Raw genomic sequence first — 19875 nt, 5'->3', positions numbered from 1 at the left:
CTATCCTCTGGACCCAACAAGCATAGCCCCTGGTCACCCATGAGCCTCTCGCTTCGCCACCGCTTCCTCTTCGTGCTGCTCATCGCCCTGCTGCTCGCCGTCACCGCCGCCGCCTGGCTGCTGGCCTGGCACCCCGCCGAGCGTGAAAGCGTCGCCGCGCAGTGCCGCGCACCCGCGCCGCAACTGCAGCCGGGGCAGGCGCTGAAGGTGATGACCTGGAACGTCCAGTACCTGGCCGGCAAGCGCTACATCTTCTGGGACGACCTGCCCGACACCACCGGTCCCGACGACAGCCCCAGCCCCGAGGACATCGCCTACAGCCTCGACGAAGTGGTGCGGGTGATTCGCGACGAGGCCCCGGACATCGTCCTGCTGCAGGAGGTCGACGACGGTGCCGCCGCCACCGGCAAGCAGGACCAGCAGGCGCTCATCGGCGATCGCCTGACCGACCTCTACCCCTGCTCCACCGCCGCCTTCGACTGGAAAGCGCGCTTCGATCCGAACCCCCATGTTTTCGGCAGCGCCGGGCGTAAGCTGGTGACCTTCAGTCGTTTCCAGATCACCGGCGGCGAGCGCATCGCCCTGCCGCAGCGCTCATCCATCCCGCTGCTGCACCTGTTCGCCCCGCAGCCGGCGATGCTGCAGAGCGACCTGCCGATTCGCGGCGGTGGCCAGCTCAGCGTGATCAACACGCGCCTGGAACGCCCCAACGGCGACAACACCCCACAGCGGCAGGTCGAGGCCGTCGAGGCCCACCTGAACACCCTGCAGGCCGCCGGCCGCCCCTGGCTGCTCGGCGGCGACCTCGGCCTGCTGCCGCTGGGCCAGTACCCCTACCTGCCGGAAGTGCTGCGCGAGCCCTACCGCGCCAACAGCGAACTGAACCTGCTGGCGGCGCGCTTCCCAGTGGTCCCGGCGGTCGAGGAATCCAGCGGCGCCGACCAGGAGAAGTGGTACACCCACTTCCCCAACGACCCGCGCGTGCACAAGCCCGATCGCACCCTCGACTACCTGTTCCACAGCACCAGCCTGAACCGCCTGGATGCCGGCGTACGCAGCCACGACACCCTGCGCATCTCCAACCACCTGCCGCTATCCGCGCGCTTCCTGCTACCTCACTGAGCGCTGCGGCACATCGCCGCCGGTGGAGGCTGGACAAGCGCGATGTGGCAGTCGCATGCTTGGCTCGCTTCGAACAAAAACGATAACGAGCATCCAGGCCATCCATGCATTTGCGCCGTCTCGCCGGGCTGATCCTCGCCCTCTTCTGCCTCAACGCCCTCGCCGTCGACAGGCCCACGCTGGCCGACCGCCTGCCGCACCCGCTGCCGGCCTTGACCGTGGGCTACTACGAATTCCCGCCCTATACCTACACTGCCCCGGATGGCAGCACCCGAGGCAGCGGCGCCGAGATGGTCCGGCGCATCCTGCTCAAGGCCGGTTACCGCGCCGACTTCCGTCCGCTGCCCAGCGCCCGCCTGTACCTCGGCCTGCAGGACGGCAGCGTGCAGCTGTGGGCCGGCGCACCGGGCAAGGTCGAGCTGGCCGACAGCACCCTGGAGTGCGAGCGCGTGCTCGGTCACGTTGAGCTGAACCTCTACCGCATGCCCTCGCAAAACTCTCCGAAAATACCGGATGGGCTGACCGGCAGCCGCGTCATCCTCATCAGCGGCTACAGCTATTGGCGCCCCATCACCGAGATGCTGGCCGACCCCAAGCTGCAACTGGAAATCCATCGCACCAGCACCCACGCTGCTGCCTTACAGATGCTCGAACGCGGCCGCGGCGATTACCTGATCGACTACCAGACCCCGGTGGAGCAGGCACGCCGGGAACTGAACATGGCGCCACTGGCCTTCGACAGCCTGTACAGCGTGCCGACCAAGCTCATCGTCTCCCGCCACGCTCCCGACGCCGAAGGTCTGCGCGCGCAGCTGGACCGCGCCTACGACGACCTGGTGGCGGCGGGCTACGAAATGAAATTGCCCTGAACGGCGTTTCGCACAGGCGCGACCGTCTTCCATTCGCCGGCGTACCCGCAGGGCGCATAACCTGGAGCAGGTTATCCGCCTGCCATCAAGCAGCGGATAACGCTGGCGCGTAATGCACTCTACGCTACGGGACTGGAATGCCGCGCCCACGAGCGATGGGTATCGCTTCGCTCCACGCCATCCTACGGAGCGAACGCTCCACGCCCGAGCTATCCCTTGCGCGGCTTCGCCCGTGCCGTTGGCTCGGCGATCAAGGGATCGTCCGGCCAATAGTGCTTGGGGTATCGGCCCTTCAGATCCTTCTTCACTTCCGCATAGGTGCTACGCCAGAAGTTGGCCAGGTCCTGGGTGACCTGCACCGGACGCTGCGCCGGGGATAGCAGGTGCAACTTGACCGCCACCCGGCCACCCGCGATGCGCGGCGTATCGGCCAGGCCGAACAGCTCCTGCAGGCGAACGGCGAGCACCGGCGGAAACTCGCTGTAGTCCAGACGGATATTCGAGCCGGACGGCACCTGCAGCGTGCGCGGCGCCAACTCGTCCAGCCTTTGCGGCAACGGCCAGGGCAGCAGCGCATGAAGAATCCCGCTCAGCTCCAGGTTGGCGAAGTGCGACAGCCGCGAAACCTTGCCAAGGTAGGGCAGCAGCCAGTCTTCCAGCGAAGCCAGCAGCGCGGCGTCGCTGACGTCCGGCCACTCGCTCTCGCCCTTGCCGTCCAGATCGAGCCGGCGCAGCAAGGCAATGCGCGCCTGCCACTGGCGCAGCTCCGGCGTCCACGGCAGCAGCTCCAGTCCCTTGCGCCGCACCAGCCCAAGCAGCGCACGGCTGCGGGCCTCGGCGTCGAGGTTGGGCAGCGCCTCGGTGGACAGCACCAGCTCGCCGACCTTGCGCTGACGCTCGGCGCGCAGCACGCCTTCGCGCTCGTCCCACTCCAGCTCATCGTGGACGCTGACCTGTTCGGCGAGGATGGTCTCGAACAGTGCCGGCTCCAGCGCCGCTGCCAGGTAGATGCGCTCCTCGCGCTGGCCCTGGCGGCTGCCGAGGTCGGCGATCACCAGCCAGGCTTCTTTCATCAGCGCGTCCGGCTCGCCGAACAGCGCGGCGCGGCCGTTGGCCAGGCGGTACTCGCCACCGCCAGCGCGACGCTGTCGGGCGATGCGGTCCGGGTAGGCGAAGGCCAGCAGGCCGCCCAGCCAGCGCGGATGATCGGGGTCGGCCACCGGCTCGCGGGCCGGGCCGCGCAAGTAGCCCTTGAACTGCCGCGCCAGCTGGCGAACACGTTGCACCGCGCCCCGGCTGGCGCGCGGGCCGCTCTGCTCGCCGGCCAGTAAAGCGATGCGATGATGCAGGTCGGCATCGTTGCCGCGCAGGATGTCACGCTCGCCCAGCAGGGCGGCCAGATCACAGGCCAACTGCCCCAGCCCCAACGCATGGCCGCGCAGCAGCAGATGGGCGATACGCGGGTGCGCCGGTACTTCGGCCATGGCCTGGCCGTGGGGCGTGAGGCTGCCGCCACCGACACGGGAAGCGAGCGCGCCAAGGCGCTCCAGCAAATCCTGGGCCTGGGCATAAGCGGCGGCGGGCGGCAGGTCGAGCCAGGCCAGTTCCTGCGGAGCGACGCCCCAGCGCGCCAGTTGCAGGGCCAGGCCAGCCAGGTCGGCCTGGAGGATTTCCGCCGTGCCGTAAGCCGGCAGTTGATCGTGCTGTGCCTCGGACCACAGGCGATAGCAGGCGCCCGGTTCCAGGCGCCCGGCACGGCCGGCGCGCTGGGTGGCGGAGGCACGGGAGATACGCTGGGTGTCCAGTCGGGTCATGCCACTGCCCGGATCGAAGCGTGGCACCCGCGCCAGCCCGGCATCCACGACAACGCGCACGCCGTCGATGGTCAGGCTGGTCTCGGCAATGTTGGTCGCCAGCACCACCTTGCGCTTGCCCGTCGGTGCGGGCTCGATGGCGGCGCGCTGGGCGTCGAGGTCGAGGTCGCCGTGCAGCGGGCAGATGAGGACTTCGGGACGACCGGCCAGTGCCTCACCCAATTGTTCGGCGACGCGACGAATCTCCGCCTGGCCGGGGAGGAACACCAGCAGGCTGCCGGGCTCATCCGCCAGCGCCTGTTGCACTGTCTGCACCACACGCGGCTCGATGAGCTCGCCGGCCTGCCAAGGCCGGCCCCAGCGAATACCCACCGGGAACATGCGGCCCTCGCTGCGCACCACCGGCGCATCGTCGAGCAATGCAGACAGGCGCTCGCCTTCCAGCGTGGCGGACATCACCAGTACCTTGAGCGGCGGCTCGTCGCGTAGCAGCGCGCGACCGTTGAGGGTCAGCGCCAGCGCGAGGTCGGCATCCAGCGAGCGCTCGTGGAACTCATCGAAGATCACCAGCCCCACGCCCTCCAGCGCCGGGTCGTCCTGCAGGCGGCGGGCGAGGATGCCTTCAGTGACCACCTCGATGCGCGTCTTCGGTCCCACCCTGCTGTCCAGGCGAATGCGGTAGCCGACGGTCTCGCCGACCTTTTCACCCAGTTCCGTGGCCAGTCTTTCGGCGGCGGCGCGGGCAGCCAGGCGGCGCGGTTCCAGCATCAGGATCGACTGTCCGTCCAGCCACGCCTCGCCCAGCAGCGCCAGCGGCACGCGGGTGGTCTTGCCGGCGCCGGGCGGCGCTTCCAGCACCACTTCGTGGCGCGCGGCCAGGGCCTGGCGCAGGGCGGGTAGGACGCTGTCGATGGGAAGGGCGTTCATGCCGGCTCCTGGAACTCGAATTTCATAAGGCGGTAACCCGGATTACGCGGGGGGCGGCGATTATAGCGGGCGAACCGCGGCGCCAACTCGGCAGTCAATAGAAGCAACGAGAACGCCGGCTAGTGCGAAACTGCCAGCAGCCGTTCAAGACTCGTTGTTATAGTTGTCCGCATCATCCTCCCGGAGGTTTTTTCATGCGTCTTGCCACCCGAGTCTCCTGTGCAGTTCTGAGCGCCGCCCTGTTCAGCCAGCTGACGGCCTGCGGCACCCTGTTCTACCCTGATCGTCGCGGCCAGATCGACGGCCGCATCGACCCGGCTGTCGCCGCCCTGGATGCCGTCGGCCTGTTGTTCTACGTCATCCCGGGCCTGATCGCCTTCGGCGTAGACTTCGCCACCGGCGCGATCTACCTGCCCGATGAGAAGTACTCGGTCGCCCCGGAGAAGCTCAAGGATGCCGTGAGTGAAGACGGCACCGTGGACAAGGCTAAACTCAAGGCGATCCTCGAGCGTGAAACCGGCCGCAGCCTGCCCCTGGACGACCCGCGTCTGCTCCAGCGCAGCGGCAGCCTCCAACAACTCGCCAGCCTGGGCCTGCGCCCGGAGGCCTGATATGCACGGCGCTCTCGCTTCACACCTGCAACAACTCCTGGCGTACCACCAGTGGGCCTACGAACGCATCCTGGAGGCCGTCGCGCCCCTGGATGAAGAGGCCTACCGCGCACCGCGCGGGCTGTTCTTCGGCAGCCTGCACGGCACCCTCAACCACCTCGCGGTGGTCGATCGCATCTGGTTCGCCCGCGTGCAGCGAGAGCCCTGGCAGTTCGAACGGCTCGACGCCGAGGCCGCGCCTGATCGGGCCGGTCTCGCCGATTTCCTCAATGACGGCGTCGGTGCCTGGCGCCTGTGGCTGAGCAAGCAGAGCGACGCCACCCTCGGTACCCAGCTGGACTATCGCAACATGGCCGGGCAGGAACACCGCCAGAGCCTGGCGAACATCGTCCAGCACCTGGTCAACCACGGCACCCACCACCGCGGGCAGATGAGCGCTGCGCTCACCACGCTGGGCCAGAAGGCGCCGCTGCTGGACTACATCTACTTCCTGCCCAACCGCCTGGACACCTGATGCTCAAGCACGCCAGCCACGCCCACCTGATGCGGCTGGCGACCTTTGCGTCGCTCGGCGTCGCCACCACCCTGATCGTCGCCAAGGCCATCGCCTGGTGGCTCAGCGGGTCGGTCAGTCTGCTCGCCGGCCTCACCGACTCGCTGCTCGACGGCGCCGCGTCCTTCCTCAACCTGCTGGCGGTGCACTACGCCATTCGCCCGGCGGACGACGACCACCGCTATGGCCACGGCAAGGCGGAATCGCTGTCGGGGCTGGCGCAGGCGCTGTTCATCGCGGTCAGTGCCGTACTGGTCGGCGCGCAGGCCATCGACCGCCTGCAGCACCCCGAACCGGTGGAAGCCGTCGGCTGGGGCATTGCGGTGATGGTCCTGTCGCTGGTGCTCACCGCTGGCCTGCTGATGGTGCAGGGCTACGTGGTGAAGATCACCGGCTCCAACGCCATCCGCGCCGACTCCCTGCACTACCGCTCGGATCTGCTGCTCAACAGCAGCATCCTGGTGGCGTTGCTCCTCGCGCAGTTCGGCTGGCAGCAGATGGACGCCATCTTCGGCCTGGGCATCGCGTTCTACATCCTCTGGAGCTCCTTCCAGATCGCCCGCGAATCGGTCGCGGTGCTGATGGACGAGGAGCTGCCGCCGGACGTCAGCACGCGCATGCTCGAACTGGTGCGCGAAGTGCCCGGCGTGCTCGGCGCCCATGACTTGCGCACGCGGATTTCCGGCACGCACTGGTTCGTCCAGTTGCACCTGGAGCTGCCCGGCGAGCTGTCACTGTCGAAAGCGCATCATCTGTGCGACGAGGCGGTGCTGGCGATCCACAAGGAGTTTCCGCGGGCCGAGGTGCTGGTGCACGCCGACCCGCAGGAAGTGGTAGGCAAGGAAACCATCAGCTAGAGGGCATCAGTTGACGCTGTAGCCGCGTCCGCTCAGGCAGGCGCCCAGCGCGCGGCGGTAGTTGTCGGCAACGTAGGCCGGGGGCGCATAGCTCGCCAGGGCCGGGTCGAAGCCACTCTGATCGGCGGCCCAGCGGTGACATTCGTAGCGGTCGCGGGCCTGCTGGTCCGGGCCTTGGTTGTACATCGGGTAGGCGATCACGTCATAAGCCGACTGCGCCACGCTGGCCACCTGCTGCGGCGGCTCCACCACTTCGTAGTCCTGCGAGCTGGCCTGCCACAGGTAGTAGGTACCGGCGGCCAGGAAGTAGCCGATGCTGCCGATCCACACCTGCTCGGCGTAGGACGGCAGATAGCGTACGCGCACGCCATAAGGTGGCGTCACCACTACATAGCGTGAGCCGTAAGGGCGGTACCAGTAGCCATCGTTGAAGTAGTAGTCGCTGCCGCGATAAGGCACGCGGTAATGGCCGCTCGGCATGGAATTGACCACATAGCCCGGCCGCCAGTAGGACGGATGCGGGCCCCAGTTGCCGTGGGAGGGCGGCGGACGACCCTGCCAGCCGGCCGATGGCGGGCGATTGCCGCCCTGCCAGCCGGTGCTGTCGTGGTCGTTGTTCGGCGGGCGGCCTTGCCATTGCCCACCGTTGTTGCCTGGCGGACGACCCTGCCATTGGCCGCCGTTATTGCCCGGCGGACGATCGTGGTCCTGGCCACCACTGTTACCCGGCGGATGGCCCTGCCACTGGTCGCCATTGTTGCCCTGTGGACGGCCATGGTCCTGGCCCCCACTGTTGCCCGGCGGACGCCCCTGCCACTGGCCGCCGGTATTGCCCTGCGGACGGCCGTGGTCCTGGCCACCATTATTGCCCTGCGGGCGCCCCTGCCACTGGCCACCGTTGTTGCCCTGCGGACGACCGTGCTCCTGGCCTCCATTGCCGCCCTGAGGACGGCCCTGCCACTGGCCGCCATTGTTGCCCTGTGGACGACCACGCTCCTGGCCTCCATTGCTGCCCTGCGGCCCCCCCTGGGACGGCCCGCCGCCTGCCGCCGGACGGCCCTGCATATCGGGACCGTCGGCTGCCAGCGCCTGGGCCGCGACGGCCAGAGAAAGCACAGCGAACGAGGCGAACCGCCCGAGACCCGACTTCATGGATTCCTCACTTCGGCAATGGCCGAAACCGTGATGTGACATTGCCATAGACCACGGCGCGAAGCCGCCATTGCAGGGTGCTGGGTAAAGTCAGGGTAAAGATGGGGGGTAAATCGCGGGCAAGAAAAAAGGGAGACTCGTCAGCCTCCCTTCCGGAATCTCGTCCTGCTCGTCGCTGTTGGCGCCGGCTCACCTCGCTCCACCTTCTGGGCAGTGCGTAGCCCGGTGGCCGGCGCGATCCTGTGGGGTCGGCGGGCCGCGAAGCGCCTGATTGGGCGGATCGCAGGGGACGTGATGTCCGGGCTGTGAATCTGGGAGAAATAGTAAAGCGACAAGGCAAGGAAATGATTGCTAAGATTGCTCATACAGGCACCACCTGAGCAACAAATACCTAAAAATTACGCCACAAGCGCAATTCAATAGAATAACGAGGCTTTCATGGACAAGCTGGACCGCTACGACCTGCGCATTCTTGCCGAACTGCAACGCGACGCACGCATCTCCAACCAGGAGCTGGCCGAACGCATCGGCCTGTCGCCCTCGCCCTGCTCGCGGCGGGTGAAGCAGCTCGAGGACGACGGCTACATCGTCCGCCAGGTCGCCCTGCTCGACAGCAAGAAGCTCGGCCTGAGCCTCACCGCCTTCGTGCTGATCGGCATGGACCGTCATACGCCGGAGCGTTTCGAGCACTTCCAGCAGATCATCGGCAAGTGCCCCGAGGTACTGGAATGCAGCCTGGTGACCGGGATGGACGCAGACTACCAGCTCAAGGTCATGGTGCCGGACATGGAGCACTACCAGCACTTCCTGCTCGGCACCGTGACCCGTATCGAAGGGGTCACCAGCGTGCGCTCGAGCTTCGTACTGCGCAATGTGCTGGCGAGCACCGAGTTGCCGCTGGATCACCTGCGGGCCTGATCGGCTTTCTGCAGGACCGAGGGGGGCGCCTAGCCCTTGCTCGCGAACGTGGCCTCCTGGCACGCCGGTGCCGTGCGCTTCGCGAGCAAGCTCGCTCCTACAACCTGCGCCCCTGCGACACAGCGGCGCACCCTGCCTCCCGCCGAACGAAATCGATACCGCAGATTTCCCCGCCAGCCGTGCCTCGGCGCGAACTTTTGCGGCATTGCACCCGCCGCGCAGGAGGAACTGTTCAATTTATGAACGGCTCTGAACGACAAAGCGCCGCATGCGTATAATGCGCGCCTTCTTCACCACCACCGCGCCCCGGCGTCCCTCGGATAACCTCCGCACCGGGCAGGAGCTGTAATGAACGAAAGTTTCGAAGACTGGATGATGTATGGCCTGGTGACCGGCCTGATCCTGTTCATGGCCTTCATCGTCTGGGACCTCGCCAAGAAGTCCAAGGCCGGCCGCATGGGCACCATGGTTCTGTTCTTTGCTCTGGGCCTGGGCGTGCTCGGCTTCCTGATCAAGTCCGTGGTCGTCGCCGGGCTCGAAGGCGGCTTCTGACCCGCACCCCCGCCCCGAGTTTCAGAGCTCGGGGCTGACTTCCCGCCACTGCCCCGGCTGCAGCCCATCCAGCTGCCACGGCCCGATGCGCACGCGCACCAGGCGCAGCGTGGGCAGGCCGACTGCCGCCGTCATCCGCCGCACCTGCCGGTTGCGCCCTTCGCGGATCACCAGCTCCAGCCAGGCCGTCGGGACCGACTTGCGAAAACGCACCGGCGGGTTGCGCTCCCACAGCCGCGGCTCCTCCAGCCGCCGGGCCTCCGCCGGCAGGGTCGGGCCATCATTGAGCTGCACGCCCTTGCGCAGCTGATCGAGCTGTTCTTCGCTCGGCTCGCCTTCCACCTGCACCCAATAGGTCTTCGGCAGCTTGTGCTTCGGGTCGGCAATGCGCGCCTGCAAGCGACCGTCATTGGTCAGCAGGAGCAAGCCTTCGCTGTCGCGGTCCAGGCGGCCCGCCGGGTAGATGCCCGGCACATCGACGAAATTCTTCAACGTCGCGCGGCCCTCGCTGTCGTTGAATTGCGTCAGCACGTCGAACGGCTTGTTCAGCAGGATCAGCTTCGGTTGCGCCGGCGGCGCCTTGGCCACACGGCGAGGCGCGGGACGGCTGGCGGGACGACGATTGGCGGGACGCGGAGGACGAGACATGGCGAAAAGACTGGTAACCGAGGTTGGGGGTACGGCGAATGCCCGGCATGCTAGGTTGTGCCGAGTCCTCATCGCAAGAGCACGCACGAGCATGCCCATGAGCCACCCCACCTGGCTGATCACCTTGCAGAACCTCAGCGGTCGCCTCGGCGCCCGCTATCGCGGCCCGCAATCCGAACATTTCGACGGTAGCCGCTTCCACAACCTCGACCGCCAACCGCACAACGGCCTGCGCGCCTTTCTCAAGTGGCAGCGTGAGCGCGGCCGCCAGCAAGAGTGGATTGCCCAACCCGGCCCGGATGCCCGCCCGGAGACACCAGCCCGCGTCGAGAGTGACGAACTGCGCGTCACCTACATCAACCACGCCACCCTGCTGATCCAGCACCGCGGCCTGAATATCCTCACCGACCCGCTCTGGTGCGAGCGCACCAGCCCGTTCAGCTTCGTTGGCCCCAAGCGCGTACATCCGCCGGGCCTGGCGCTGGACGAGCTGCCGCCGATCAACCTGATCCTGGTCAGCCACAACCACTACGACCACCTGGATATCCACAGCCTGCGCGAACTGGCCCGGCGCTTCCCGTCCGCGAAGGTGGTGACCGGCCTGGGCAATGGCGAGCTGATCCGCGCCTGCGGCTTCACTGATATCGCCGAGCTGGACTGGTGGCAGAGCCTGCCGATGCCCGAGGGCATGCTGCTCACCGGCGTGCCGGCGCAGCACTGGTCGGCGCGCTCGCGGCGCGACACCAACCGCACGCTGTGGATGGGCTTCGTGCTGGAGTCGCCGGATGGCCCGCTGCTGTTCCCCGGCGATACCGGGCTGGGCGAAGAGTTCGGCCTGATGCACGAGCGCTTCGGCCCCATGCGCTTCGCCGCCCTGCCCATCGGCGCCTACGAACCGCGCTGGTTCATGCGCCACCACCACATGAACCCGGACGATGCGGTGCAAGCGCACCAGCATCTCGACTCACAATGCAGCATGGCGATCCACTTCGGCACCTTCCGCCTGAGCGACGAAGGGCAGTTCACGCCGGTCAGCGACCTGGCGGCGGCGTTGCAGAAGCGAGGCGTGGCGGCGGAGCGTTTCCGCGCGCCGAAGCCGGGCGAACAATGGCTCGTCCCACCTATGCCAGACGCATCGCTGTAGGAGCGAGGGGGAGGCCATCGCTCTTGCTCGCGAACGTGCCTTCCGGCGGCTTGGGTGCTGGGCGGTTCGCGAGCAAGCTCGCTCCTATAGAAAACGTCAGATCGGTAGGCGCATAACCTGGAACAGGTTGTCCGCCGGCCCTTCTCGGCGGATAACGCTGGCGCGTTATTCGCCCTACGAAAAATCCCCTTGGGTCAGTGCTCGCGGACGCGCTTGCTGCAGCAATTGCGATAACGCTTGCCACTGTTGCACGGGCAAGGTTTATCACCCCGACCGCCCAGCTCCAGCCAGCTTTCCAGGCGCTGGCGCATGGACTCACGGACTTCCCGGCGCTCGTCGTCCAGCTGCGGTTTGCTCAGCTCGCGGCTGAGCCAGAGGTAGTCCTCCAGCAGTTCGTCACGCTCCAGCGCGTGCAGGTGCTCGGCCAGAGGAACGCCTTCGTAGCGGCGCTTCGGGTCGGGCAGGAAGGCAATGGCTTCACCGCCTGGCAGCACATTCCACAAGCGGCCCTGAGCGTCGCGCCAGCAGGCGCTGAAACGGGCGCGCAAGGCCAGGCCGGGCCACTCTTCCAGGCACCAGCCATCCACCCGTTCGCCGCCCAGCCCTGCCACTGCCTTGCCCACGGAGAACCAGGGCTCGCCGGCAATGCTGTCGGGCAGAGGGAGCGGCGCGGCAACTTCGAGCGTGCCGTTTTCCACCAGTCGGCGGGCAAAACGGCGCAGAGGGTTGGTGAGGTGAGAAGGAGCGCGAAACGGCATGGGATCACCAGCGGAAAAGGTCGGCGAAGGTCCGACCGGAGGGACGCGCCACGGTTCCCCGTGGCGCGGGAGGCGAGCATCCTAGGCTCGTCTCGGGTGGCGTCAACGCGCTCGGTTCAATAGCTGCGAGTGGAGATGGGCTTGGCCTCGGTGCTCAGCTCACGCAGTAGATCGTCGAGCAGTGCGGAGGCGCCGAAACGCAGGTGCTCCGGCGTGATCCACGCGGCACCCAAACGCTCCTCCACCAGCGTCCGGTATTGCAGTGCGTCGGCCAGGCTGCGCAGCCCACCGGAGACCTTCAGCCCGACCTTGCCGCCCTCTTCCTCGATGATTTCAAGCATCACTCGCACGGCTTCGGGCGTGGCATGCGTGGCCGCCTTGCCGGTACTGGTCTTGAGGAAATCCGCGCCGCCGGCGATGGATTCGCGGCAAGCCGTGCGGATCAGCTCCGCATCGTCCAGCTCGCCGGTTTCCAGGATGACCTTCAGGCGATGGTAGGGACCACAGAGTGTCTTGCAGGTACGAATCAGCTCCTCCGCACCGGTGGCCTCGCCCGCCTTGAGCTTGCGCCAGGGATAGACCAGATCGATTTCATCAGCGCCTTCGGCGAGGGTCTTGCGCACCTCCTCCACCACATCCGCCAGCGGCGCATTGCCGGCGGGGAAGTTGCACACGCTGACAACCTTCACCGAGCGCCCGCCCAGGGTGTTGAGCGTGCGCCGAGCGACGTGTACCAGCTTCGGCCACACGCACACCGCCGCCACTTCGCCATAAGGCGTCAGTGCACGGCGGCAGAGGTCCACGGTGCTTTGCAGGTCATCGCCGGCATTCAGCGAGGTCAGGTCGAGCAGAGCGAGCACACGGCCCGCCGGGGTCTTGCGAGGATCGGTCATCGGCAACACTCTCCTTCGGCTTTCTTCAGGCAGCCGGGGCAACCACCATCGCCCCGGCAGGCACTCCGCGCCCTGTCGCAGATCAGCGGAACGGCGGCTCGTCGAAGCTGCGCAGTTTGCGCGAGTGCAGCGAGTTGAGCTGGGTACGCAACAGGTCGACGGCGGCGATGCCGATGGACAGGTGCTGGCTCACTGCGCGCTGGTAGAAAGCCGTGGCCGCGCCGGGCAGCTTGATCTCGCTGTGCAACGGCTTGTCCGAGACGCACAGCAACGTGCCGTAAGGCACCCGCAGACGGTAGCCCTGGGCAGCGATGGTGCCGCTTTCCATGTCCACCGCAATCGCCCGCGCCAGGTTGATCAGCGGGCGCTCCTGGGCCCAGTGCAGCTCCCAGTTTCGGTCGTCGTAGGTGAGCACGGTGCCGGTGCGCAGGCGACGCTTGAGCTGATCGCCGCGCTCGCCGGTCACCAGCGCGGCCGCTTCCTGCAACGCCAGTTGTACCTCGGCCAGTGCCGGGATCGGAATGTGCGGCGGCAGCACGCGGTCGAGGATACCGTCGCGGCGCATGTAGGCGTGGGCCAGCACGTAATCGCCGATGGTCTGCGACTGCCGCAGGCCGCCACAGTGGCCGACCATCAACCAGCAGTGCGGGCGCAGAACGGCGAGGTGGTCGGTGATGTTCTTCGCATTGGACGGGCCGACGCCGATGTTCACCAGGGTCACGCCGTCGCCATCCTCGGCGATCAGGTGGTAGGCCGGCATCTGGAAGCGGTGCCATTCGACGCTGGCGACGATGGCGTTGGCTTCGCCCGCGTCGGTGCCGCGCTCGATGATCACATTGCCCGGCAACACCATGCGCACGAAGCGCGGGTCATCGCGCAGGCGCTCCAGGCCCAGGTGAATGAACTGGTCGACGTAACGGTGGTAGTTGGTCAGCAGGATCCACGGCTGCACATGGCGCCAGTCGCTGCCGGTGTAATGCACCATGCGGCGCAGGGAGAAGTCGGTGCGCGCGGCGTCGAACAGCGCCAGCGGCATCGGGTCGGCGCCTTCCCATTCATACAGGCCATCCGCCACCCCATCGGAGGTGGCCGACAGATCGGTACTGGGGAACACCCGCGCCAGCTCGGCGGCCGTTACGCCGGAACCACCCAGTTCGTCGCCGCTTTCCACCACATAGGGGTAAGGAATGTTCTGCTGGCTGACGCCGACTTCCACGCGCACGGTGAAGTCCTCCATCAGCGGGCGCAGCTGTTCCAGCAGGTATTTGCGGAAGGCCTTGGGCTGGGTGATGGTCACCGCGTAGGTGCCGGGCACCTGGACCTTGGCGTAGGCGCGGGTAGTGGACGGCACTTCACCCTGGCACAGGTAGGTCACCCGCAGCAGCGGGTAGCGGAATTGCTCGCGCTGCTGCGCGTCGGGAACTTCGCGGTCCTTCAGGTACCGCTTCAGCGCCTGGTTCAGGGCGCCGGTGGCGCGCTCGTGGAGCACGGCCAGTTGATCGACGGCCTCTTCGGCGGTCTGCGCGACGAAGAACTCGTCGCCAGTCGTAAGACTCATGGTGGGCATCCTGTCTGAACGATCAGCTCCATCTTGCCTGCTTCCGTCACAGAAAGGGATGACAGATTCGGAACCGGCAGGACGAGCGGAAGCGTTGAAGAAAGCCTATGACAGAATCCGTGCCCGCGAGTGCGGATGACAGCCCGAATTACCGGGCGACCTTCCGTTTTCGTATATCGCGTGTCGGGGCATCCCAAGCTGCCGGAGGGGCCTTGTTTATCGAGGTGTCGCGGCTAGATTGACCGCGCTGCGGTCAATCCCGCAGCCGGGTTTGACGGCCTGATCAATTAGACGCGCTTGCGTCTTGCGACACCTATGACGGTGGTGAACACCTTCGTATGCCTTGTCCGTCTGCATTATTGCAGTCACGTTCAATGGCAGGTCGCGCAGGGAGACCCTCCTCTGGATGGGATCTGCCGGTTTGTCTGATTGCCGGTCCGTCAACCCCGCGCGGTCTGCCACCCCTCGATTGACGGCGGAGGGAGGCAGGAACTTTTGATCCAATCAGATGAGTTCCTTTCATGAACATTGACGTTCACATTCCTTCAGTTTTCATGCGACACCAACGCCCGCTTCGGGCCCTGATAATTGAGGACCAGCCTTGGTTCGCCGCCCGCGACCTTGGCGGCCTGATCGGGCACGACGCCGAACAGTATGTCGCTCACCGTCTCGATACCGACCTGCGACAGAAAGTCCGCCTACAGACCCAGACAAGCGAGGAAGACGCTTGGATAGTCAGCGAGGGCGGCTTCTTCTTTCTGCTGACGCGCTACCGACACCCGGAAAACCGCAGCTTGCGCCAATGGATAACTCAGGAAGTCATCCCCGCCCTGCGCGGCCCCACCCTCCCCGTCCAGCAACCGCGCCGCTCCCTGCTGCGCTGGGAAAGCCGCGACATCGCCCTGCTGGAATGGAACGACCAACTCTGGGTGCGCTACAGCGACGTGCCGCAGTTGCTGCAACCCAAACCCGATACAACTTCACGCGCCGGCTGGTGGCGCTCGCTGCGTTCTCGAACGGGTATCTGAATGTGAAACATGCCTCCAGGGTTATTTCATGACTTGAAATATACCCCTGGAGGTATTTAAATCATCAACAGGAAAGGATGAGACCGTGCAGAGCAGGGAACTGATCAAGGAACTGGAAACAGCAGGGTGGACGCTTCAACGGATTACCGGCAGCCATCATGTCTTCACCCACCCCGGCTGCCTTCACTCGGTCCCCGTTCCTCATCCGAAGAAGGACCTCCCCATCGGCACGGTGCGCAGCATCAAGAAGCGAGCCGGCCTGATTTGATCCATCACCCTCAGGAGGCTGACATGCAATACCCAATCGCCATCGAGTGGGGCAACGACGACACGGCCATCGGCATCCACATTCCGGATATTCCCGGGGCAGTCACTGCCGGAGACACCTACGAAGAGGCCTATGCAGCGGCCGTCGAAGTTGCGCACCTGATGCTCGAAGAAATTGCTGGAGCCGGCGAGGACGTCCCGTTGCCGACCAGTGTCGCGGCTCACCGCAGCCATCCTGATTTCGAAGGAATGGGCTGGGGTCTGCTGGAGATCGATGTCACCCCGTACCTGGGCAAGACCGAGAAGGTCAACGTCACCCTGCCCGGCTACATCATCCAGCGCATCGACAACCATGTGCGCCTGCACGGCGTGAAGAGCCGCTCCTCCTTCCTGGCAACTGCAGCGCTGGAAAAGCTCACCCGCGGCACGTGACCGTGAACGGGCGGGGCAGGACTTCCCCGCCCTCCCGGGCTCACGCCAGATGCGGCGTCGAGCGCGCTACCAGCGCTTCCACATCCACCCCGCGCGGCAGGGTGCCGTAGACACGGCCGCCGTCGTCCAGGCGGCTGGCGATGAAGGCGTCGGAGACCACCGAATTGCCCGCTTCGAGCAGCAGCTTGGCCTGCAGCGCTACGGCGACATTCTCGGTGAGCTGGCGGGCGCGGTACTGGATGTCCTGGGTGTCGGCGAAAGAGGCCTTGAGGTTGCCGATGAACGAGGCCAGTCGCGCGTCGCCGTGGCCGTCGCCGAGTTCGGCGAACAGCGCGTCGAGCACGCCGGGTTCCTTCGACAGCGCGCGCAACACGTCCAGGCACTGCACGTTACCCGAGCCTTCCCAGGTGGAGTTGACCGGCGCTTCGCGGTACAGGCGCGGGAGGATGGTGTCCTCGACGTAGCCGGCGCCACCCAGGCATTCGGCGGCTTCGTTGATCATCGCGGGGGCGCGTTTGCAGATCCAGTATTTGCCCACGGCGGTGACCAGGCGGGCGAACTTGTCCTCCTGCTCGTCGTGCAGATGGTCCAGGGCACGGCCCATGCGCATGGTCAGCGCCAGCGCGGCTTCGCTTTCCAGTGCAAGGTCGGCCAGCACATTCTGCATCAGCGGCTGCTCGGCCAGCACGCGGCCACCGACCTGGCGGTAGGCGCAGTGGTGCGCGGCCTGGGTCAACGCCTGGCGCATCAGGGAGCTGGAACCGATCATGCAATCGAAGCGGGTCATGGCGACCATCTCGATGATGGTCGGCACGCCACGGCCTTCCTCACCGACCATCCACGCCAGCGCGCCTCGGTACTCCACCTCGCTGGAGGCGTTGGACCAGTTGCCCAGCTTGTTCTTCAGGCGCTGGATGTAGAACTCGTTACGGCTGCCGTCCGGGCGGTGACGCGGCAGCAGGAAGCAGGTCAGCCCCTTGTCGGTATAGGCCAGGGTAAGGAAGGCATCGCACATGGGCGCCGAGCAGAACCACTTGTGGCCAACCAGCTCGTAAGCCTGGCCCGGGCCGGGAATGCCCACCGGATAGGCGCGGGTGGTGTTGGCGCGGACGTCGGTGCCGCCCTGCTTCTCGGTCATGGCCATGCCGATGGTGGCGCCGGCCTTCTGCTCGATGGGCAGGTTGCGCGGGTCGTATTCGGTGGAAAGGATCTTCGGTAGCCACTTCTCGGCGACGTCCGCTTGCAGGCGGATCGCCGGCACGCTGGCGAAGGTCATGGTCAGCGGGCAGCCGGTGCCGGCTTCGGCCTGGCTGTGCAGGTAGCTGAGGCCCGCGCGGGCAACCTGGGCACCGGCGCGCGGGTCGGTCCAGGGCATGGAGGGAATGCCGGCCTCGATGGAGGCACGCATCAGCTCGTGATAGGCCGGGTGGAATTCGATCAGGTCGACACGGTGACCATAGCGGTCGTGCGACTTGAACACCGGCTTGTTCTCGTTGGCCAGGAAACCCGCCGCCATCAATGGCCCGCCGGCCAGCGCACCGTAAGCGTCGAGCTTCTGCTCGGCGAAGCCGCCGTCATAGCGACACACCCACTCCTGCAGCGGCAGGTCGATGCGATAAAGGTTGGCACCGTCCAGCGGCGGCACCTGGTTGGTCACTTCATGGGTTTCGGCGTACTGGTGCAGGCTCATGGCGGGTCCTCCGTGGCGGTTGTGGGCGAGGCAGGCTTTGGCAGAACAGATGGGCGCGCCCCGACGGCGCGCAGGCAGAAAGTCACGAGGGCGTCACTGACGTCCTCCAGGGCAACCCTGGATTGCCCAGCATCGCGCGCGGCTCGAGCCGGTGGCGAGAGCGGGCCGATCAGAGCCTCGGCGATGGCGCCGACCAGGCAGGCGGCGGTCAGTTGCACCGGCTGCGGCTGGAATTCGCCGGCGGCGATGCCCTGCTCCAGCAGGGTGACAAACAGCGCGGCGTAGGCTTCGCGGTAGATCAGGCGCTGCTCGTCCACTTCCGGGTCCACCGGCTCGGCGATCAGCGCAAAGGCCAGTTGGCGGCTACCCCAGGCACGGGCGGCGAACTGGTGCAGGCCTCGGCTCAGGCGTTCGGATGCGCTGCCGGAAGCTTTCAGCAAAGTGCCCAGGGTATCGACTTCATGCTGGCTGGCGCGGGCAAAGACTTCTGCGGCCAGTTCGCCCTTGCCGCTGAAATGCCGGTAGAGGCTGCCGGTGGCGATGCCGGCATCATCGGCCAGGCCCTGCATGGTCAGCGCGGTGAAGCCGCCATCGGCAACCCGCGACAGCGCCAGCGCGAGGATGCGCTCACGCTGTTCGCCGTCCTTTTGCAGGCGGGCCGGGGTTTGCCGGTAAGCCATGATCTGAATCCTGATTCACTGCATGAAAAGCAGTGAATCACGGTTCAGACTTTGGCGGAAAGGGACATTCCCGCCACGGACGGAGCGATTCTGGCCAAACCACCACCGCTCATTTTCACAGCTACCAAAGCGGCATCTGGTAGCTGACGATGACCCGCGTTTCGTCGATATCGTTGCCAAAGTCGCTGCGGAAGGCACCGTTGCGCACCTTGAAACCGAGGTTCTTGAACGGGCCGTTCTGCACCACGTAGCCGATGTCGGTGTCGCGCTCCCACTCCTTGCCGCGTCCCTGGCCGTTGAGCAGGTCGATGTGGTCGCCCTGCAGGTAACGGGTCATGAAGGTCAGGCCGGGCAGGCCGAGGCCGGCGAAATCGTAGTCGTAGCGCGCCTGCCAGGAGCGCTCGTCCTTGTTGGCGAAGTCGCCGATCTGCACGAAGTTGGTCAGGTACGGGTCGGTGCCGGACAGGTAAGCAAAGCCGGTATCACCGGACATGCGCTGGTAGCCCACGCCAAAACCGCTGCCACCGATGCGGTAGGTGAACAGTGCGTTGAGCGCACGGTTGTCGACGTTGCTGCCGCCGTCATCGGTGGAGCGCGCCCAGCGGATGTCGGACTTGAGCGATTGGCCCGCGGTGATCGGCAGGGTGTGCACCACACTCAGGTAGTGCTGGCGGTAGAAGTTCTCCAGGCCGCCGTAGTGGTAGCTGGTGCTGAGGTTGTCGGTCCAGCGGTAGGTGCCACCGGCGAGGTTGAAGCGGTCGCTGCTGGTATGGCTGCCCAGCACGATGTTGCGCTTGTTGCCACGGGTCATCGACAGGTCTTCGTCGTTGGTCGAGTCGCGCTGTTTTACCTGCCGAAGCTGGCCGAGCTGCGCGGTGAGGCCTTCAATCTCGTTGATCTCGGCGAGGCCGCCCTGGAAGGTCTGCGGGTGCAGGCGCGTGTCGTTGTACTGCACCACCGGCATCTTCGGCAGCAGGGTGCCGACCTTCAGGGTGCTTTTCGACGCACGCAGCTTGGCAGTCACGCCCAGGTCGCTGTAGTCGTCGGCGGCGCGCTTGTCGCTGGCCGAGTACGGCAGCAGGCCGGAGCCGGTGCGGTCCGGGCTGGAGTCCAGCTTGATCCCCAGCAGGCCGAGAGCATCGACGCCCACGCCGACCGTGCCCTCGGTGTAGCCAGACTCGAAACGCAGCAGGAACCCCTGCGCCCACTCCTCGGATTTCGACTGGGCGGCACCGCTTTGGCGGTAGTCGCGGTTGAAGTAGAAATTGCGCAGTTCCAGGTTGGCCTTGCTGTCCGCGATGAAGTCCGCGTGGGCGAACAGGGGCAGGCAGGCGAAGCTCGACACGAGCGCCCGTACGGGAAGATTTTTCATTGTTGTTGTCTCTTCGTCAGGTGAGGTGAA

20 protein-coding genes are annotated in these 19875 nt (G+C 66.2%); 11 read left to right on the top strand and 9 right to left on the bottom strand.

What is annotated here, in order from left to right:
• The first annotated feature begins 39 nt into the window (after nt 1-39).
• Nucleotides 40-1122, top strand: coding sequence for an endonuclease/exonuclease/phosphatase family protein (locus tag ACKI1H_RS09135; RefSeq protein WP_138520151.1), 1083 nt, complete (start codon nt 40-42; stop codon nt 1120-1122).
• Nucleotides 1123-1226: 104 nt separating this feature from the next.
• Nucleotides 1227-1991 (top strand): substrate-binding periplasmic protein, encoded by a 765-nt coding sequence (locus ACKI1H_RS09130; RefSeq protein ID WP_138520150.1) that lies wholly within the window; start codon nt 1227-1229, stop codon nt 1989-1991.
• A 209-nt stretch (nt 1992-2200) separates the two neighbouring features.
• On the opposite strand, the gene hrpB is transcribed toward ACKI1H_RS09130, so the two are convergent.
• Nucleotides 2201-4732: an ATP-dependent helicase HrpB gene (hrpB, locus tag ACKI1H_RS09125; protein ID WP_440468202.1), complete on the bottom strand. Its 2532-nt coding sequence runs from the start codon at nt 4730-4732 to the stop codon at nt 2201-2203.
• A gap of 194 nt (nt 4733-4926) precedes the next feature.
• Here hrpB and ACKI1H_RS09120 point away from each other — a divergent pair, with 194 nt between their 5' ends.
• The 3 genes from ACKI1H_RS09120 to ACKI1H_RS09110 are packed head-to-tail and all read left to right on the top strand — an operon-like array spanning nt 4927 to nt 6753.
• Nucleotides 4927-5343, top strand: a complete 417-nt coding sequence (locus tag ACKI1H_RS09120; RefSeq protein WP_138520148.1) for a polyribonucleotide nucleotidyltransferase — start codon at nt 4927-4929, stop codon at nt 5341-5343.
• A gap of 1 nt (nt 5344) precedes the next feature.
• Entirely contained in the window at nt 5345-5857 is a 513-nt protein-coding gene (locus tag ACKI1H_RS09115; protein WP_138520147.1) for a DinB family protein, read from the top strand.
• Complete coding sequence (locus ACKI1H_RS09110; RefSeq protein ID WP_138520146.1) at nt 5857-6753, top strand: cation diffusion facilitator family transporter; 897 nt, start codon at nt 5857-5859, stop codon at nt 6751-6753. Before ACKI1H_RS09115 ends, ACKI1H_RS09110 begins: the two co-directional genes overlap by 1 nt.
• Before the next feature lie 6 nt (nt 6754-6759).
• On the opposite strand, the gene ACKI1H_RS09105 is transcribed toward ACKI1H_RS09110, so the two are convergent.
• Nucleotides 6760-7905 carry a DUF6515 family protein gene (locus ACKI1H_RS09105; RefSeq protein WP_440468201.1) on the bottom strand — a complete coding sequence of 382 codons (1146 nt, stop codon included), beginning with the start codon at nt 7903-7905 and terminating at the stop codon, nt 6760-6762.
• 438 nt (nt 7906-8343) lie between these two features.
• On the opposite strand from ACKI1H_RS09105, the gene ACKI1H_RS09100 reads away from it, so the two are divergent.
• Nucleotides 8344-8823 carry an Lrp/AsnC family transcriptional regulator gene (locus ACKI1H_RS09100; RefSeq protein WP_138520145.1) on the top strand — a complete coding sequence of 160 codons (480 nt, stop codon included), beginning with the start codon at nt 8344-8346 and terminating at the stop codon, nt 8821-8823.
• A gap of 348 nt (nt 8824-9171) precedes the next feature.
• Entirely contained in the window at nt 9172-9375 is a 204-nt protein-coding gene (locus ACKI1H_RS09095; RefSeq protein ID WP_015475469.1) for a DUF2788 domain-containing protein, read from the top strand.
• 21 nt (nt 9376-9396) lie between these two features.
• Here the strand turns inward: ACKI1H_RS09095 and ACKI1H_RS09090 are convergent, their stop codons facing one another.
• On the bottom strand, nt 9397-9963 hold the full coding sequence (locus ACKI1H_RS09090) for a pseudouridine synthase (RefSeq protein ID WP_440468841.1): 567 nt from the start codon (nt 9961-9963) through the stop codon (nt 9397-9399).
• A gap of 151 nt (nt 9964-10114) precedes the next feature.
• On the opposite strand from ACKI1H_RS09090, the gene ACKI1H_RS09085 reads away from it, so the two are divergent.
• Nucleotides 10115-11167, top strand: a complete 1053-nt coding sequence (locus ACKI1H_RS09085; RefSeq protein ID WP_440468200.1) for an MBL fold metallo-hydrolase — start codon at nt 10115-10117, stop codon at nt 11165-11167.
• A 194-nt stretch (nt 11168-11361) separates the two neighbouring features.
• Here the strand turns inward: ACKI1H_RS09085 and ACKI1H_RS09080 are convergent, their stop codons facing one another.
• The 3 genes from ACKI1H_RS09080 to amn all read right to left on the bottom strand — a co-directional run bounded on the left by ACKI1H_RS09080 (nt 11362) and on the right by amn (nt 14376).
• Complete coding sequence (locus ACKI1H_RS09080) at nt 11362-11925, bottom strand: hypothetical protein (RefSeq protein WP_440468199.1); 564 nt, start codon at nt 11923-11925, stop codon at nt 11362-11364.
• 116 nt (nt 11926-12041) lie between these two features.
• On the bottom strand, nt 12042-12818 hold the full coding sequence (gene deoC / locus ACKI1H_RS09075) for a deoxyribose-phosphate aldolase (protein WP_440468198.1): 777 nt from the start codon (nt 12816-12818) through the stop codon (nt 12042-12044).
• Nucleotides 12819-12900: 82 nt separating this feature from the next.
• Nucleotides 12901-14376 (bottom strand): AMP nucleosidase, encoded by a 1476-nt coding sequence (amn, locus tag ACKI1H_RS09070; RefSeq protein ID WP_280054796.1) that lies wholly within the window; start codon nt 14374-14376, stop codon nt 12901-12903.
• A gap of 521 nt (nt 14377-14897) precedes the next feature.
• On the opposite strand from amn, the gene ACKI1H_RS09065 reads away from it, so the two are divergent.
• The 3 genes from ACKI1H_RS09065 (at nt 14898) to ACKI1H_RS09055 (ending at nt 16103) form a co-directional block, all read left to right on the top strand.
• Entirely contained in the window at nt 14898-15404 is a 507-nt protein-coding gene (locus ACKI1H_RS09065) for a BRO-N domain-containing protein (RefSeq protein WP_440468197.1), read from the top strand.
• An 85-nt stretch (nt 15405-15489) separates the two neighbouring features.
• A complete protein-coding gene (locus ACKI1H_RS09060) occupies nt 15490-15672 on the top strand; it encodes a type II toxin-antitoxin system HicA family toxin (RefSeq protein ID WP_138520139.1) in 183 nt (60 codons plus the stop codon).
• Between the two features lie 23 nt (nt 15673-15695).
• On the top strand, nt 15696-16103 hold the full coding sequence (locus ACKI1H_RS09055) for a type II toxin-antitoxin system HicB family antitoxin (protein ID WP_440468196.1): 408 nt from the start codon (nt 15696-15698) through the stop codon (nt 16101-16103).
• 40 nt (nt 16104-16143) lie between these two features.
• Here ACKI1H_RS09055 and ACKI1H_RS09050 read toward each other — a convergent pair whose 3' ends face one another.
• From ACKI1H_RS09050 to ACKI1H_RS09040, 3 genes are all read right to left on the bottom strand, one after another.
• Nucleotides 16144-17793 carry an acyl-CoA dehydrogenase family protein gene (locus ACKI1H_RS09050; protein ID WP_440468195.1) on the bottom strand — a complete coding sequence of 550 codons (1650 nt, stop codon included), beginning with the start codon at nt 17791-17793 and terminating at the stop codon, nt 16144-16146.
• Entirely contained in the window at nt 17790-18473 is a 684-nt protein-coding gene (locus ACKI1H_RS09045) for a TetR family transcriptional regulator (protein ID WP_440468194.1), read from the bottom strand. The genes ACKI1H_RS09050 and ACKI1H_RS09045 overlap by 4 nt, the downstream gene beginning before the upstream one ends.
• 121 nt (nt 18474-18594) lie before the next feature.
• Nucleotides 18595-19845: an OprD family porin gene (locus tag ACKI1H_RS09040; protein WP_440468193.1), complete on the bottom strand. Its 1251-nt coding sequence runs from the start codon at nt 19843-19845 to the stop codon at nt 18595-18597.
• Between the last annotated feature and the right edge of the window lie 30 nt (nt 19846-19875).

The organism is Pseudomonas sp. YH-1 (assembly GCF_051990045.1).
Lineage (GTDB): Bacteria > Pseudomonadota > Gammaproteobacteria > Pseudomonadales > Pseudomonadaceae > Pseudomonas > Pseudomonas nicosulfuronedens.
This window is presented reverse-complemented; position numbering and strand designations above follow the sequence as displayed.